General features: G+C 52.9%; 13 protein-coding genes. 9 read left to right on the top strand and 4 right to left on the bottom strand.

Annotation, left to right across the window (positions count from 1 at the left end):
- Positions 1-127 precede the first annotated feature (127 nt).
- Positions 128-958, top strand: coding sequence for a GNAT family N-acetyltransferase (locus MHH28_RS10115; RefSeq protein ID WP_405114474.1), 831 nt, complete (start codon positions 128-130; stop codon positions 956-958).
- A gap of 437 nt (positions 959-1,395) precedes the next feature.
- On the opposite strand, the gene MHH28_RS10110 is transcribed toward MHH28_RS10115, so the two are convergent.
- Entirely contained in the window at positions 1,396-2,151 is a 756-nt protein-coding gene (locus MHH28_RS10110; protein ID WP_405114473.1) for a PIG-L deacetylase family protein, read from the bottom strand.
- Between the two features lie 378 nt (positions 2,152-2,529).
- On the bottom strand, positions 2,530-3,867 hold the full coding sequence (locus MHH28_RS10105) for an MFS transporter (protein WP_405114470.1): 1,338 nt from the start codon (positions 3,865-3,867) through the stop codon (positions 2,530-2,532).
- A 308-nt stretch (positions 3,868-4,175) separates the two neighbouring features.
- Here MHH28_RS10105 and MHH28_RS10100 point away from each other — a divergent pair, with 308 nt between their 5' ends.
- Genes MHH28_RS10100 through MHH28_RS10090 form a run of 3 tightly spaced genes read left to right on the top strand, consistent with a single transcriptional unit; the run spans position 4,176 to position 8,227 of the window.
- Positions 4,176-5,765: a methyl-accepting chemotaxis protein gene (locus MHH28_RS10100; RefSeq protein ID WP_405114467.1), complete on the top strand. Its 1,590-nt coding sequence runs from the start codon at positions 4,176-4,178 to the stop codon at positions 5,763-5,765.
- A 23-nt stretch (positions 5,766-5,788) separates the two neighbouring features.
- Positions 5,789-6,214, top strand: a complete 426-nt coding sequence (locus MHH28_RS10095; RefSeq protein ID WP_405114465.1) for a chemotaxis protein CheW — start codon at positions 5,789-5,791, stop codon at positions 6,212-6,214.
- A 15-nt stretch (positions 6,215-6,229) separates the two neighbouring features.
- Positions 6,230-8,227 (top strand): chemotaxis protein CheW, encoded by a 1,998-nt coding sequence (locus MHH28_RS10090; protein WP_405114463.1) that lies wholly within the window; start codon positions 6,230-6,232, stop codon positions 8,225-8,227.
- Positions 8,228-8,378: 151 nt separating this feature from the next.
- Here the strand turns inward: MHH28_RS10090 and MHH28_RS10085 are convergent, their stop codons facing one another.
- Complete coding sequence (locus MHH28_RS10085; protein ID WP_405114461.1) at positions 8,379-8,747, bottom strand: hypothetical protein; 369 nt, start codon at positions 8,745-8,747, stop codon at positions 8,379-8,381.
- Positions 8,748-8,937: 190 nt separating this feature from the next.
- Here MHH28_RS10085 and MHH28_RS10080 point away from each other — a divergent pair, with 190 nt between their 5' ends.
- The 5 genes from MHH28_RS10080 (at position 8,938) to MHH28_RS10060 (ending at position 14,678) form a co-directional block, all read left to right on the top strand.
- A complete protein-coding gene (locus MHH28_RS10080; RefSeq protein ID WP_405114459.1) occupies positions 8,938-9,696 on the top strand; it encodes a CPBP family intramembrane glutamic endopeptidase in 759 nt (252 codons plus the stop codon).
- 947 nt (positions 9,697-10,643) lie between these two features.
- Positions 10,644-12,143, top strand: a complete 1,500-nt coding sequence (locus MHH28_RS10075) for a spore germination protein (RefSeq protein ID WP_405114457.1) — start codon at positions 10,644-10,646, stop codon at positions 12,141-12,143.
- A gap of 2 nt (positions 12,144-12,145) precedes the next feature.
- Positions 12,146-13,348, top strand: a complete 1,203-nt coding sequence (locus tag MHH28_RS10070) for a Ger(x)C family spore germination protein (protein ID WP_405114455.1) — start codon at positions 12,146-12,148, stop codon at positions 13,346-13,348.
- Positions 13,345-13,569 (top strand): hypothetical protein, encoded by a 225-nt coding sequence (locus tag MHH28_RS10065; protein WP_405114453.1) that lies wholly within the window; start codon positions 13,345-13,347, stop codon positions 13,567-13,569. The genes MHH28_RS10070 and MHH28_RS10065 overlap by 4 nt, the downstream gene beginning before the upstream one ends.
- 35 nt (positions 13,570-13,604) lie before the next feature.
- On the top strand, positions 13,605-14,678 hold the full coding sequence (locus tag MHH28_RS10060) for an endospore germination permease (protein WP_405114451.1): 1,074 nt from the start codon (positions 13,605-13,607) through the stop codon (positions 14,676-14,678).
- On the opposite strand, the gene MHH28_RS10055 is transcribed toward MHH28_RS10060, so the two are convergent.
- Entirely contained in the window at positions 14,671-15,618 is a 948-nt protein-coding gene (locus MHH28_RS10055) for a serine hydrolase domain-containing protein (protein WP_405114449.1), read from the bottom strand. The two genes, MHH28_RS10060 and MHH28_RS10055, sit on opposite strands and share 8 nt — an antisense overlap.
- Positions 15,619-15,841: the final 223 nt, after the last annotated feature.

Genomic DNA, 15,841 nt, shown 5'->3' with positions numbered 1-15,841 from the left:
AGATTATTTCCTTTCGGGTCGAATCAGGATTCAAGTCATTAGCATGACACTCTGTGTATTATAACATTCATTCCTTCATGGGCGACAGAGTGAGGTATAATAAGTAGAAAAATAAGAGGAGCAAAACATGCTAAAGTTGGATAAACAGGATTATGCCTTGGCTTGGCCACTGTTAAAGGAAGTGAAGATCAACACCCTGTTCGCTGAAGGCGTGCTGAGCGGGCAGACGACAGGCAATGTGTATGTGGACTCTGTACATAACCCCCGTACCTTCTACGTGGCTCATGAATACGGGATGTCGCTGGTCTATGGGGATTCGGGCAATGTGGAATTTAACCGGAGCTTAGCGGATTATATTACGAACAAGACGGGGCACAGGCATTCAGCGGAATGGCTGCAGGCTGATCCGGCAGGGGGCTGGGACCCGCTGATTGAAGCTATGCTTACAGAGTATAATCTGTTACTTGATGCAGCGGATACACGCAGTATGTACATTCAAACCCGGGTGAACTTTACATTTGACCCTGAAGTCTTCTACCGTGCGAAGGCGCAATGGTTCCGGCAGGATGCAGAAATTGTTCAGATGAACGGAGAAGGGTTCGGTGAGCAGACAGGTGCTGTCATTCCCCGGTATTTCTGGCGGGATGCAGAACACTTTCTGGCCTCAGGCAGGGGATACACCTTAATATGGGAGGGGGAGCAAGCCTCCAGCGCATTCTCGGCTTACCGGACAAAGGATATGCTTGAGATTGGAATCGAATCGGCACCGGGTCACCGGGGGAAGCATTTCGCCTTCTCTGTGAGCTGTAAGTTGATCGATTATTGCCTGGAGCAAGGACTGGAGCCGGTATGGTGCTGCCGTATGGAGAATGTGGGTTCCTTCAGACTGGCGCAAAAGCTGGGCTTCAAGCCAGTATTGAACATACCATACTACCGCTTGGCCGAGCTTCCTGCTTAAGAAAGAGAGCAGCAAATCTCCCTATGATTGGGGGATTGCTGCTCTTTTGCATTAAGTGTGCGGTACAATAGGTGGATTTTCAACACTTGCTGATGAACGAATGAGGGGTGCTAGGATGATAGTTGGAAAAATAGCACTTAATAAATCACAATTACGCTGAAATGGAAAAACAGACAATAGTAGATGTTGTTTTTCCACTTGTCTGCCTGAAAGTGCCGGGAATCGCTGAATTAAGATACTTTTATCCACCTGTTAGTTGAAGGGGAGGTTGGGGCACCTGCTAATGGTGTGGCGTGCGCTCTACCGGCCCAACTTCCGTAGCCTAGCCTCTCTGCACTCAACACCCCAGCACCTTCGCCCCGCCAGCACACACCACACCCCAGCACCCACGCCATGCCAGCACACGCCCCGCTAGCACATGCCCCAGCACTCAGCCGTCAAATCCGCCGGGCATCCACAAAGCAGTGCAGGTGCAGCGGCGACAGCACCTTCAGCCCTTCGCCCAGCCCGAAGCCTCTGCCTTCGGCCAGCTGGCGGCCTTGCTCGCCGAAATAGAACCGGTACATGGCGAGCTGCTCTTCACTGAACTGGCTGGCGTGTAGGGCCATGGCTGCGAACTTGCGCTCGAAGTGGTCCGTAATGTCGATGACCGTATTAGGCTCTGCTGTGAAGTAGAAGCCGATGGCCTTCGGCTGCCATGGCCGGGTAAGGGTGCCTCTCGGATAGAGGGGCAGTCCGGAGGACAGGACAGCCTGCGCTGCGGCTCTGCCGGTAACGATATGGTCATAATGCGCCTCATAGCTCAGCCACGGATCAGGACATAGAATCAGGTCCGGCTGCACCGTCCGGATGATCTCGGCAATCTCGCCCGCGAGGGCAGGGATATGCTCCAGTGTACCGTCGCCATGGTCTAATTGGTGGAACACCGTAGCTCCCAGCGACCTTCCGGCTGCTACGAGTTCGTTTGCGCGGATTGCGGCGATCCCGGCGGAAGACAACTGCTCGTCCACCGCGCCCAGATCTCCGTTCGTGACGGTAAGATAATGAATCTCGCAGCCCCGCTCCGCGAATGAAGAAATGGTGCCGCCGATGCCAACCTCATTATCATCAGGGTGCGGCTGTATACATAAAATCCTCCGGCATTCGAACAGGTTGGGAGGGGACAGCAGTGCGGCTATTGTGGATGCATCCATATTCCAACTACCTCCTTATTAATCTAGGGTAAGGGTTCAGTTAGTCCCTCTCAAGGTTGTATGAAGAGAAATTACTCAACCGGGCCTGCTCCTTACGGACAGGAGAGTCGTTATTTACAAGAAACAGACTTAATTGGTTGCCTTGCGGACTAAGGCACCCTTAATTGCTCCATAATCAATGTTATGGCGCGGAAAATCCGGCAATAAGGGCCGTGGAGTCCGTAACTTGCTCCAATCGTGCCTTTTGGCAGAAATAAGCGCAGCTGAGTCCGTTACACCTAGCCGCACCCCAAAGCATGAGCATGAACGTTTCAATCAGGGAAAAGTATCTCCCCGCCATCATCTCTCCTCCATCCGCTCATCCCCCCACAAGCCCCACTATAAGGACCGGCTATGATTCAGATCGCTCAGGATCTGTACCCGCTGCTTCTCAGTGATATTGTAGAAGAGAATCGGCAGAATAGCGGCCAGGAAGCAGATAGCAGGCAGCAGAAACATCACGAAGCTAAGGCCGTTCTGGAGCTGCGGAGTCGCAGGCTGATTCTCTACGTAACTAAGCAGGCCGAGACTGGCCCCGATAATCATCCGCGATACCGCCCCGCTGAACTTGGTAATGAAGGTGTTCGTAGAGAACACAATGCCCTCGCCCCGGAAGCCCAGCTTCCATTCCGAATAATCAATCGTATCGAGCAGCATCGAGGTGCTGACAATCGTCGTCATGCCGGAGAAGAAGAAGCTGACCGCGAAGAACACCAGCGTATTCAGGACGTTATGGTCACCCAGCAGATAAGGCAGGATGCAGGCGGCGCTCCCCAGAATACAGGAGATAATGAACACCTTCTTCTTGGAAAAGCGGCGCAGCAGCGGCGGCGTAGCGATCATCCCCAGCAGCATACCGACCACCAGGCTGATTCCGACCTGTGTGGCATACCCCGCATCTCCCCAGACATAGACCACATAATAGAGCTGAATGCTCTGCCGGATGCCGTTCACCAGGTTGATAATCAGCAGGGAGGCGAGCAGGGTGAGCAGCGGCTTGTTTTTGTACACCGTTTGCAGGTTCTGGCGGAATGAAATCTTCTCGGTGGACGGGATGACCCGTTCCTTGGTGAGCATCCCGGTCAGGAAGATTGAGAGTGCCGCGATGACCGCGATGATGATTGCAGAGTACAGGTAAGCCTGCGTATTCCGTTCACCGCCGAAGGCGAGCAGCAGCTGGATACCGCCAACGGTAATGACGACCGCGCCGAGAGTTCCGCCGATTTTGCCCAGCGTGACGAATAAGGTGCGTTCCCCCGGATCTGTGGACACTACGGACGACAAGGCCCAGAGCGGTGTGTCGCAGACGGTATACAGCATTCCCCAGAGCAGATACGAGATTGTGGCGATGACAAGCGTCAGGGTGCGGGAGCCGCCGAAGTCCCAGAAGCAGAAGATGGTCGCCAGCGCGATCAGAAAAGGGGCAAACAGCAGATAAGGCCGGAATTTCCCCCACCTGGAGCGTGTTTTGTCGGTGATCATGCCCATGAGCGGATCAAGGCAAGCATCGATAATGCTCGCTGCCACCAGAATGACACTGGCGGTAGTGGCCGGAATCCCCAGCAGATCGGTGTAGAAGAACAGGATGTACATCGACATGAAGCTGTAGAGCATATTCTGGCCCAGCAGACCGCCTGAGAAAACCAGTTTTTCGGCCACAGGTACTTTTGCTGACATGACAAGCCTCTTTTCGCGCAGGATAAAATACGATTAGAATCAATTGCTAATGATGTCTATTTATAACTTATTTCAATGTTCTGTCAAGGAGATTCTGGAGCAAGCAGCGGAATAATGAACATTTCGCTTTGTAAAGAGAGGATTGCACCGGGTTTAACGAAAAAAATATGAAAAACACAAATCTGAATATAATTTTTTTAGCATAAAATGTCGAAATATAGCTAATGATGTCCCGCCGGCTGATGGGGGAGTGTAAGATTAACGCCGGCAAGAAGGACGCTATGATGTTAACTACAGGGGGAAGCCACATGAAATGGTTCGGAAACATGAAAACAGCCACAAAAATTATCTCCGCTTTTCTGATTGTCTCTTTACTGCTGGCCGGACTTGGAATCTACTCCATCATATCCCTGCGTACCAGCAACCAGAATATGAAGGAAATGTACAACAACAATCTGATCTCCGTCAGAGATCTGTCCGCTGCCGAGATCAGCTATCAGCTTAACCGGGTCTATACGCGGGATATGAGCAACACCACTGATGCCGTCAAGATTGCCGATTATGAGGATAAGATTGCCGCAGGCCGCCAGGATATTAACCGGAAGGTTGACAACTACCGGCCGCTGGCGACTACGGTACGTGAGCAAGAGCTGCTGGCCGATTTTGACAAAGAATATGAAATCTATGAAAAGCTGTTTGATGAAGCACTTGTTCTCGCGGCTCAGGACGATACAGCAGCATTCAATACCTTCCTGACCACCAAGCTGACCGTACAGGGTCAGAATGTGCTCAGCAATCTGGATGGCCTGATCAAGGTGAATGTTGAACTGGCGGAGCAAGCGAACAGCCGTTCACAAAATGCCTATTCTACGTCGTTCATCCTTACAATGTCGGTGGTTATTGCGGCTGTCATCCTCAGTATTATCATTGGTTATCTGATCGCAAGGTCGATCTCCAGACCGCTGATGAAGATGCTGCATGTAGCCACTGAGGTGGCGAACGGGAATCTGACGCAGCAGTCGGATATCTCCACCAAGGATGAGGTAGGACAACTGGCAACGGCACTCAACCGGATGGTGGATAACCTGAAGGAATTGATCAACGGGATTGTGATGAATTCGCAGAGCGTAGCCGCCTCTTCCGAGCAGATCTCGGCAAGCACCCAGGAGATTGCCAGTACCAGTACGAGCCAGTCATCGGCGGCCGCTGAAATTACCGAGCTGTTCAAAGAGCTGTCCATCGCGATTGATTCTGTAGCCTCCAGTGCAGAGGAAGCGGCAGAGCTCTCCAATGACACGGTGCGTACGGCCCGGGAAGGCGGATATGTCGTCGAGAGCTCGCTGCAAGGGATGCAGGCGGTGAACCACCAGATGAAACAGCTTGAAGAGGATTCCAGCAAAATCGGAGATATCATCGAAGTGATCGACGATATTGCCGAGCAGACCAATCTCCTCGCCCTGAATGCAGCGATTGAAGCGGCGCGTGCCGGAGAACAGGGACGCGGCTTCGCCGTAGTAGCGGATGAAGTCCGTAAGCTTGCGGAACGCAGCAGCGATGCCACGAAAGAGATTACGAAGATCATCAAGGTGATGCAGGAGAATACGAAGCAGAGTGTCCGGGCCGTGGCTGAGAGTGTAGAGCAATCTTCCATGACCAGCCAGGCTTTTGAACAGATTATCCATATGGTGAACAACTCTTCGCTCAAGGTGAATGAGATTGCTGCAGCCTGTGAGGAGGAATCCGCCCAGGCCGCTGAAGTGATGAACTCGGTCCAGTCCATTGCCGCCTCCAGCGAAGAGTCCGCAGCGGCTTCTGAGGAGACGGCAACAACCTGCCAGGCACTGGCCCTGTTATCTGAGGATTTGGCCCAGTCCGCTGCCGCGTTCAAAACCCATTAAGCCTAAAGACGGAAGGTGAAGCCATGTCAACCTTACAGAAGGAACAATATATTGAGCTTGCGGTAGGAGCCGAGACCTGTGCCATCCGTATTGAGGAAATTCACGAAATTATCAAGATGCTCAATATCACAGACATTCCCTTCAGCCGGAATGAAGTGAAGGGTGTAGTCAATCTTCGCGGCAAAGTGGTCTGTGTCATGAGCCTGCGCAATCTGCTGGGCATGGCGGATGAGCCATACACCCGGAACACAAGAATTATTGTCGTCAATTACCGGGACGAATTCGTCGGACTGATTGTAGATAAGGTGAACAAGGTCACTACGTACGCCGAGATTCATCCGCCGGCAGGCGGGCATAATCGCAGCCGCGATGCGGTGTTTCACGGAGTGGGGCAACGGGATGACCAGCTGATCGGTATTTTGAAGCTCGAAGAAATATTGGGCGGGTGAAAAGGGGAACAAGCAATGATGATGGAACTGTCGGCTTACCGCGATATATTCATAGAAGAGCTGAATGAGCAGCTGGAGCGGATCGACCAGTCCCTGCTCGCGCTGGAGCATGCTCCAACCGCTGAGCTGATTCAGACCATATTCCGCGCAGCCCATACGATCAAGGGCTCCGCTTCCACGATGGGCTTCCGCGAGATGAGCGATCTCACGCATGAGGTGGAGTATGCGCTGGAGTGGGTGCGGGAGAAGAAGCCGGAGATTACCGGCAATCTGATTGATACGCTTTTCCAGGCGCTGGACGCCATGAAGCTGCTGCGCACTCAGTATGTCAGCGGAGAGGGCTTCACAGACTGTTCCGCAGTGGTTGCGGAGATCAAGGCGCTGATCAATAAGCCTGCTGAACCTCAGCCGGTCCGGCTCCCGGTCTTAACTGCAGCGGAGCTGCTTCAGGCGGAGGAGGCCATAGCTGCGGGATACTCGCTGCTCTCGCTGGTAGTCACCCTGAGAGAGGACTGCCAGATGAAGGCGGCCCGGCATTATATCCTGCTGCAGCGTATAGAAGAGGCGTGCGGGCCGGTGATTGCTGTTGCCTTGGCATCCCCGGCGGCCCCTGGAGCCGATGAAGACGCCCGCTACAGCCAGTTTGCTGTAGTCGCAGCGTCCACGCGTGAGATCCGGCAGGTGTCTGAACAGCTCGCGGAAGAGACGGATGTCGAGCGTATTGTGATTACACCGTTCGTGCCCGAAAAATCCGCTGCCAGGACGGATACTCAGGCCACAGCAGAATCCGTGCAGGCTGAGCCTCGGGCCTCTTCTGCGGGCAAGGAGAAATCCCACGCGGTACAATCAACGGTCCGGGTGAGTGTAGAGCGGCTGGACCATTTAATGAATCTGGTGGGGGAGCTGCTGATCGAGCAGACCTCGCTCGCCGATCTGAGCACTGCGGGTCAACGCAGCGATCCGGCCAAGGTGCTGCCTGATATAGGCTCTATATCGGACCATATGGGCGGGATCATCAAAGAGCTCCAGGAAGGGGTCATGAAGACCCGGATGCTGCCGATTGATCAGCTGTTTAACCGGTTTCCGCGGCTGGTCCGGGATCTGGCCCAGAAGCTGGGCAAGGATATTGAGCTGGTGATTCAGGGAGGCGAGACGGAGCTGGACCGGATGATCATTGAGGAGCTGAGTGATCCGCTGATCCATCTGATCCGCAACAGTGCTGACCACGGCATTGAGAGCCCGGAGGTGCGGGAGCAGCGGGGCAAAGCTCCGAAGGGCAGAATTACGCTTACCTCTTTTCATGAGGAGAATCAGGTTGTGATTCGTCTCCAGGATGACGGGCAGGGTATCGATGCGGCCAGAATTACAGCCTCTGCGCTCAGCAAGGGGATCATTACGGAAGAGCAGGCAGGCTACTTAACGCCGCAGGAGGCCGTTGGCCTGATCTTCGAGCCGGGCTTCTCAACAGCCTCCGAAGTCAGCGAAGTGTCGGGGCGCGGCGTGGGGATGGATATTGTCCGCAGTCAGATCGGACGGCTCAACGGAATCATAGATATTCAGACCGAGCCGGGTACGGGCACACTGTTTACAATTCGCCTGCCACTTACGCTTGCCATTATCAAGGGACTGCTGATCAAGGTATCCGGGCGTGTACTGATCCTGCCGATGTATAATGTGGCTGAGATTGTGCGGATCTCCCCCGAAGAGATCCAGGTGGTTCAAGGGGAGCAGGCCATCATCAACCACGGGCGGATTGTACCGCTCTCCTGGCTCAGAGACAAGCTGCATTATCCGCGCACAGAGCGCCATTCCAAGACGATTCCGCTTGTGATTGTACGGTCTGTGGACCGGATCGCCGCCTTCGCGGTCGATGAGATCATCGGCAACCAGGAGGTGGTCATCAAGTCCTTGGGCGCGTATCTCGGGACAATGAACCACCTATCCGGGGCAACCATCCTGGGGAACGGACGGGTCGCCCTGATTCTGGATGCCTCCTATCTGGTCAGCCATTGATGACGTTACCGGAAGGGGGAGAAGCGCGCTGTATTATTCCCCAAGCTGGGAACACGCCGTGAAGAATGCAGGACTGCTGTAACAGAATAAGCAAAGCCAAAAAACCGGAAAAGCCGCAGTCTGCGGCCTTCCGGTTTTTTGTTATTGAGGCCTAGATCCCGCCTTGCGAAGGCTTCAGGCTTTTGAACTGCAGCTCAATGGCCTGCTGGTTCAAATGCAGCTCAGCAATATAGGCCTTGATCTTAACCTGCAGCGTATGCAGCATCTCAGTATGCATATCATCAATACGGTCCGGGGTACAGAACGCTGAACAAGCCAGATAGCCATCTGTATAGGATTTGGTATCATCCGTTACCGTATTCAGTTTTTCTTTGTAGATCCGTTTGACCGGTCCGTTCTCCGGCTTGATCTCATAATAGCGGTTGGTTTCCAACAGCAGACGCCAGTGGCTTACTTCAAGGCCACACTCATCTTTTTCCAGCTGCACGGTCACTTTTAAGATTTTAATAGGACTGTTCATATTGATCGTAACCTCCTGCAACCCCCACATTCTATGTTGCATTCTCATTGTAGGATTCAGAGATTATAGCATGTAAGAACCCGGATGCCCACTGGAAGATTATATAGTATAAATCCGCAGGATCGTTTACAATTAATCCATTATTGTCCTGTTGCGGCAATACGGTACCCCACTATAAAGGAGATTAGAGATGAAGAAGACTGCTGCACAAGGACATCCTGTCATTTACTCGCTGGTATGGGGGGTAATCCTGACTCTGGTTGTATCCATAGCCTCCGCTGTTGCCATGATTATGGAGCTTGGCGATATGGGGATACGGAACGCCCAAGCCTGCGCCTTCCTGGTGATGGGCATTATTGTAACAGCATATATGAAAAGAAAGGATTCTTCGCTCGTAAGCTTCGGCTTCCGCAAGCTGGAGGTCAAGCCGTCCAGAGCGGTACTGTTCTACATCCCGCTGCTCATTATTGCCGTGGCCCAGCCGCTGATGAACGGAATTAATATTGAACTGGGAGCGCCTGAAGTGATCAGCATCGTCATCATGACCCTGCTGGTGGGCTACACCGAGGAAGCTATTTTTAGAGGAGTGATCTGGAATTATCTGCGCTCCAAAGGCCCGCTGTTTTATATTGTGTTCTCGTCAATTCTTTTTGGGGTTCTACATATGGCCAACGCGTTTGGCGGAAATGATCTTATACATACGCTTCTCCAGGTGATGAATGCCCTGCTGCTGGGCTGTGTGCTCGCCTTGCTGATCGTGACTGGCAGGAATATTGTTCCGCTGATCGCGTTCCACTTCATCTACGATGCGCTGGCTATGGTCAGCAATGAGAATCTGAAGCACGAGGGATTGATCGTCTCCATTCTTAATATTCTGTATCTGCTATATGGAATTTATCTGCTCATGGTCTTGACCCGCAAGCATAGAAATCATAGTCTCACCCTGTAGGTACAGCGGCCGGTCTGGAGAGCAAATCTTCAGTCCGGCCAATAAATTTAACGGCAAAATGACAGCGCATACATGGAAAAGAGCAGCTAACGGGAGCATATAATCCGTAAACGAAGCAATTTTTAGAGATAGGCATTTTACTTACATTCCTCCTGTAATATCGCAGATTAAGCGGGGATATGCAGGTTTTTGAAAGTTTAAAATTAAGTATTCCTGAGGTATAATGTAGACATCACCACAGGAACCACAGCAACAAGAGCAGCAACACAAGGTGGTACCGCAGGTGATAGTCTCATTCCTAAATTTAGCAATGAATGAAGGAAAGGAGAGAGCCCCGATGTACTAGCGTTAGCGAAGCATGCCGGAATCGGCTGCTGATAGAGAAGGTGGATGATAACATCTTCTGGCAGATCGTGGGTATGCGGGAATCAAGGAGCAAATCTTTTTTGGAAGAAGAACGAAGCTGATCATTCAAGCAGGAGAAGTCTCTTGCGGAAGAAAGAGCGTGATTCCAATGAAAAAGGTTAGCGAAGCGTACAACTGCGATTCATCACAGTAGGGAAAACGTCCGTGAAAACGTTTTTCGTGAAATCGTGTACGCGGGAATCCACCCCATATGCTGGACATGGAGCAACACTCCGGACAGGAGAGAACGGGCAACACGGTAATATGATTATGAGAACAATCACCATGTCAGGGATATGGCTTTTGTTACTTGGAGGAAATGATTGAATTGAATAGTGTAATTAACACATGAATCCCCGGGCCCTAAGCAATCAGGCAGCGGGGATTCGTGCGTTTGTACATAATAAGCACCTGCTCTCCTACCCTGGGGGAAGGGGGCTTTTTTTGTGCTGCAAGCGGCTGCTGCGTGGTTTAGAAATAAACCTACTTAGGCAACACTGAAGTACATAACTACGCCGATATGCAGCAGGGAGAGACTACATATGAAATTTCATGAACAAAGCCCCGGCCAAGTACATAGTGAGCATCCGCAGCGCCTGAGCCGGGCGTCTCACATCAATACCGAGCGGATCTGCCGCAGACTGGGGAACAGCTCGGATGTAAGCGCCCGGTCGCTTCGTCTGGACTGGACCCATGAACAGCGGGAATGCGTCATTGAATTAATCTTCCTGGACGGAATGGTGAATAATCAGGTGCTGGAGGAGTCGTTCATTCCGGCGATTCAGTCCGCCCCGCCCGCCCCGGACGGGCAGAGCCTGCTGGACTATTTCAGCAACCACATCCTGAGTGCGGGGCAGGTTCGAACGACCGGGGAGCTGGACGGAGCGGTCAAGGATATTTTATCCGGCTGTGTGCTGGTGCTTATTGACGGCTGTGAAGAGGCGCTTGTGCTTGCTATCCAGGGCTATGAGAAGAAGAGTATTGATGAGACCAAGACCGAGACGGTGATCCGGGGGCCGCAGGAAGGCTTCACCGATGATCTGCGCACGAATATTACCATGATCCGCAGGAAAATGAAGGATGAGCGTCTGAGAATTGTAACCCGTTCCGTAGGGCAGGTCACACAGACGGATATTTCCATCCTCTATATTGAGGGGCTGGTCGATCAGCAGGTGCTGAACCGGATCTCGGAGATGTTCGAACAGATCGGGCTGAAGACTGTACTGGAAGGCGAATTCATAGAGGAATATCTGCAGAGCAACAAATATACGGTGTTTCCGACCGTGCTGAACACGGAACGTCCGGATAGCATCACGGCAGGCCTGGCGGAAGGCAGGGTAGCCATTATGGTGGACGGGACCCCATTTGTTATGATTGTTCCCTCCCTGTTCCTGGATTTCATCCAGTCGGCGGAGGACAGCTATCAGCCTTATCTGTTCTCCAGCCTGATTCGGATTCTGCGGCTTACCGCTGTAATCATCAGTATCTTTGCTCCCGGACTCTATATAGCTATTACAACCTTCCATCAGGATCTGCTGCCCACCCGGCTGCTGCTGAGCATTATGTTCCAGCGCGAGGGCGTTCCGTTCCCGGCATTTGTGGAAGCGACGTTAATGGAGATTACCTTTGAAATCATACGCGAAGCGGGAATCCGCATGCCCCGCAACATCGGTCAGGCGGTGTCCATTGTAGGAACTCTGATTGTGGGGCAGGCCGCGGTAGACGCTGGAATTGTCTCGGCCGGGATGGTTATCGTGGTGGCGATCACCGGGATTTCAAGCTTCGTCATTCCGGCCTACAATATGTCGATCCCGATAAGGCTGATCAGGTTTTTGTTCATGGGGGCAGCGGCCTCCTTCGGAATATACGGGATTACTGTAGGGTTCGTCATTCTGACCGTGCATATCTGCAGCCTGGAGTCTGCAGGGGTCCCCTACATGCGGCCTTATGCGCCTTATCTGAAGAGCGAACAGGCGGACGGTGTCTTCCGCAGTCCCTATTGGTCAAGCTCGCGGAATAAACGCAGCAGGAACGGGGCTTAGCCATGAGAAGAACGGTAATCCTGATCTGCGTGCTGGCTCTGATGGTAACTCCGTTGACGGGCTGCTGGAGCCGCAAGGAGCTCGGAGACTTGGCGGTCGCCATCGGTCTTGGCATTGACCGGACGGACAAGGGCTACCGGGTCACCGTGCAGATTGTTGCGCCCAGTCTGGCGGCGGCCAGCAGCGGCGGCGCGGGAGGCCCCCCAGCCCTTGTGGTTGCCACAGAGTCGGCCACGATTATGGAAGCCCTGCGTAAATTGACCACCATGCTGCCGCGTAAGGTATATCTATCCCATCTGAGCATGCTGCTGCTGGACGAGGCCATGGCCAGAGAAGGCATCCGCAAGCCGCTGGATTTCCTGTTCAGGGATCATGAGGTGCGGCCGGATTTCGATGTGGCCATCGTCCGGGACGGGACGGCTTACGATGCGTTGTCGATCATGACGCCCCTGGAGCGGCTGCCGGCCAGAGATCTCTATGATTCGCTGAACGGATCGCAGAAGAATTGGGCACCGACCTCGGCGGTACGCCTGCTTGATCTGATGAAATGGTTTGATCTGGACGGCCAGGAGGCTGTATTGACCGGTCTGCATCTGGTGGGGGATCTTGAGAAGGGGAAGACCAAAGAAAATGTGGATTCCATTAACAGCCCGCTCAAATTTGAGTACCGGGGCATCGGCGTGATGAAGGATGATGTCCTGCTCGGCTGGCTGAATGAAGGGGACAGTAAAGCCTATAACTATGTGACGGGGAAAGTGAAATCGACCGTAGGTAAGGTAGACTGCCCGGATATGGACGGGGATTTTGTAATGGAGGTGCTGGATGCCAAGACCTCCATTAAGCCTGAGGTGCGAAACGGGGAGCCCTCTGCAACGGTTAAGGTAAGAATTGAGGCCAATGTGGGCGAGGTGGGATGTAACCTTGATTTGAACAGCCGCGGGACGCTGGAGAAGATGAAGGAGATGGCTGCTGCACGGACGGAGGCGCTGATTGCCACAGGAATCAGGGATGTACAGACCCATTTTGGCGTCGATATCTTCGGCTTCGGAAATAAATTTCATCAGAAGCATCCCCGGTACTGGAGTAAATGGCATGATCAGTGGAATGAGAAATTCAGCAGGATGGATGTGAAGGTAATTGTGCAATACATCATTAAGGGTAGAGGAAGAATCGTAAATCCGCCATTTAAGGAACCGGACGCATGAATGCTTTTCTGATCTCGATCAATGTGCTGCTATGGATGTGGCAAATCGGCCGGTTCCGTAAGAAACGGAGCAGACTCCGGGAAAAAACGCTGGTGTACGTTCTCTACGCATTAGCGCTCGGCTTAACTATGATATCGGCCAAAGACGGGTTCACCCCGGATCTGCTGAGGCCGTTCATTAACCTGCTGCAATTTTTGAAGCCGGGGGACGTTCTGGGTTGACTGGGGGCAGACTGAACAAAGGAGGGGATGGACAGATGAGCTCCCGCCAGTTAATGATGCTGCTGACACTGCATTATTGGGGAAGTGCCTTGCTGGGACTGCCTTCCATGGTCATTGGACTGTCCGGTAAAGATTCCTGGGCGCCGATTCTGCTGGGCATGCTGATTCAACTGCTGATTATCCGGTTGTTCGTTGCCCTCTATACACAGATGAACGGCGATTCCCTGGGGCAATTTCTAAACCGTGTTCTGGGGAAGACGGCTGGTAAAATCATGCTGGCCCTGTATATCTGTTGTGTGCCCTTTCTTATCTTCATCCTGACGCTCCGCAGTCTCGGAGACTTTGCCAGCAATGACCTGTTTATAGAGACTCCACCATCTGCGATCTATGTCCTGATTCTATTCGCCTTGGTCTATTGCCTGTATAAAGGAATTATTGCGGTGGGCCGGTCTGCTGAGATTACATTCCCGGTTGCCATGGCGCTGTTGATTCTGTTCCTGCTGTCCCTGCTGTACGGTGCGGAATGGACCAGCTTCCTGCCCGTCTTTGAGAAGGGGGTTCAGCCCATATTCCAGGGCACGGTTATGTTCCTGGGCTATCCGAGCAGTGAAGTGGCCTTAAGCCTGTTCCTGGTTCCGTTCATTAAGGATAAAGCTTCTTATAAAAAAGCGCTCGTCCATAGCACCTGGATTACCTGTGCCGCCTTGCTCCTGCTGACGGTGCTGATCATTGCGGTACTGGGAGAGAGCCTTCCGCCGAACATTCCTTATGTCAGCCAGTTCGCTGCCAAAACGGTAACGATAGGCGGGTTCTATGAACGGATCGAGACTATCGTTACGATCATCTGGTTCATCGTTATTTTTTACCGGCTGATCCTTACGCTCTTCGTCTCTGCCTATGGCTGCGCTGAATTGTTCGGGATCAAGCACTATAAGGGACTGCTGATCCCGCTGGCCCTGGCCAGCATTCCCTTGGCGATGAATGTCTGGGATAACCCTTCGGTGATTGCCGAGCTTAATGAAATCTGGTATCTCAATGTATTCTTCTTCAACCTGCTGTGTCCGCTGCTGTGGTATGCTGCCAGCAAGATCAGGAGCAAGCTTAAATAGTTCCCAGTAAAGGCACGATATAGTCACGGAACACATCCGCCGGAGGATTATTCTTCCCGCGCTTGTTATCCTGGGTCAGTACGGTAACAAGCTGAAGCTCCGGCACTACATATACGAATTGTCCGGCGTACCCGCGTGCGTAGTAGTACTCAACCAGATCATGCTCCCCGGTTGTTGAGCTGCGGGACAGGGAATCTGTCCACCAGTGCCAAGCGTACCCGCCGTGGCGTGGAGGCTTGGTCTTCAGGACAGGCTGTACCGAGCGTGCGGCCCACCTGCCGGATATGAGCTGTGAATTCTCCCATGCCCCTTGCTGCAAATAGAGCTGTCCGAAATTCAGCAGGTCTACAGGGCGCAGCTTCAGCCCGAAGCCGCCGGTATGGATGCCCTGGGGGTCTGTATCCCAGTCATAATCCCGGATGCCGAGCGGACCGAAGAGGAACTGTTCGGCATAGCTTGCAGTACTTTGTCCTGTGGCCTGTGCCAGAATGGATGACAACAATTGCGAGATTCCCGAATTGTATTCCAGCCGGGTTCCCGGTTCATCCGCAAGCGGCTGCTCCAGTACATAATTCACCCAATGGGGGGAACGGGTCATCTTAGGGAAGGAATTGGCCCCGCCGAACTCCGTCCAGCGAAAGCCTGCGGACATGGTCAGCAGCTGTTCGAGCGTAATGTTCTCCTTCCGAGCGTCCTTATCCTGACGGACCTGCGGGAAGAAATCACTGAGCGGAGCCGCAGGGCCGGGAAGCAGCCCCTGGTCCATGGCGATACAGATCAGCGCGGAGAGAATGCTTTTGGTGCAGGAGTTGATCTTGGCCAGCTCAGTGGCTGTGCGCGGATCTCTATAATGTTCGAAGATGAGCCTTCCTTGCTGCTGAATAAGACAGCTCCGCAGATTCAGCGGCGCAAGCGAGGCCGATAGGGTAGACAGGTTCATAGGGATTATCCTTTCTATTATACGTAAATATCTATATAGGCACGGCCACCACGTGAAGGGTGTGCGTGCGGTTCTTATGCGGTTCTAATGAAGCATCAGCTTGCCACAACTAGTGAAAATCATTTGGGCACATTGCTGGCTGAGGGTTTGTCGTGCCCGTTGATGGGGGTTGCGTTTGCGGCAGGCTTAACTGCACTTCGCTCAACTAAAACGTCTGATTTCC

Origin of the sequence: Paenibacillus sp. FSL K6-1217 (assembly GCF_045040735.1) — a bacterium.
Taxonomy (GTDB): Bacteria; Bacillota; Bacilli; order Paenibacillales; family Paenibacillaceae; genus Paenibacillus_AQ.
The sequence above is the reverse complement of the archived record's forward strand: the minus strand, read 5'-3'. Positions and strand labels throughout refer to the sequence as shown.

Bases quoted from the DNA above. Each gene is read 5' to 3' on its own strand.
- MHH28_RS10100 (WP_405114467.1), top strand. From the start codon at position 4,176: ATGAAATGGTTCGGAAACATGAAAACAGCCACAAAAATTATCTCCGCT.
- MHH28_RS10070 (WP_405114455.1), top strand. From the start codon at position 12,146: ATGAGAAGAACGGTAATCCTGATCTGCGTGCTGGCTCTGATGGTAACT.
- MHH28_RS10085 (WP_405114461.1), bottom strand. From the start codon at position 8,747: ATGAACAGTCCTATTAAAATCTTAAAAGTGACCGTGCAGCTGGAAAAA.
- MHH28_RS10060 (WP_405114451.1), top strand. From the start codon at position 13,605: ATGAGCTCCCGCCAGTTAATGATGCTGCTGACACTGCATTATTGGGGA.
- MHH28_RS10080 (WP_405114459.1), top strand. From the start codon at position 8,938: ATGAAGAAGACTGCTGCACAAGGACATCCTGTCATTTACTCGCTGGTA.
- MHH28_RS10055 (WP_405114449.1), bottom strand. From the start codon at position 15,618: ATGAACCTGTCTACCCTATCGGCCTCGCTTGCGCCGCTGAATCTGCGG.
- MHH28_RS10105 (WP_405114470.1), bottom strand. From the start codon at position 3,867: ATGTCAGCAAAAGTACCTGTGGCCGAAAAACTGGTTTTCTCAGGCGGT.
- MHH28_RS10090 (WP_405114463.1), top strand. From the start codon at position 6,230: ATGATGATGGAACTGTCGGCTTACCGCGATATATTCATAGAAGAGCTG.
- MHH28_RS10095 (WP_405114465.1), top strand. From the start codon at position 5,789: ATGTCAACCTTACAGAAGGAACAATATATTGAGCTTGCGGTAGGAGCC.
- MHH28_RS10065 (WP_405114453.1), top strand. From the start codon at position 13,345: ATGAATGCTTTTCTGATCTCGATCAATGTGCTGCTATGGATGTGGCAA.
- MHH28_RS10075 (WP_405114457.1), top strand. From the start codon at position 10,644: ATGAAATTTCATGAACAAAGCCCCGGCCAAGTACATAGTGAGCATCCG.
- MHH28_RS10110 (WP_405114473.1), bottom strand. From the start codon at position 2,151: ATGGATGCATCCACAATAGCCGCACTGCTGTCCCCTCCCAACCTGTTC.
- MHH28_RS10115 (WP_405114474.1), top strand. From the start codon at position 128: ATGCTAAAGTTGGATAAACAGGATTATGCCTTGGCTTGGCCACTGTTA.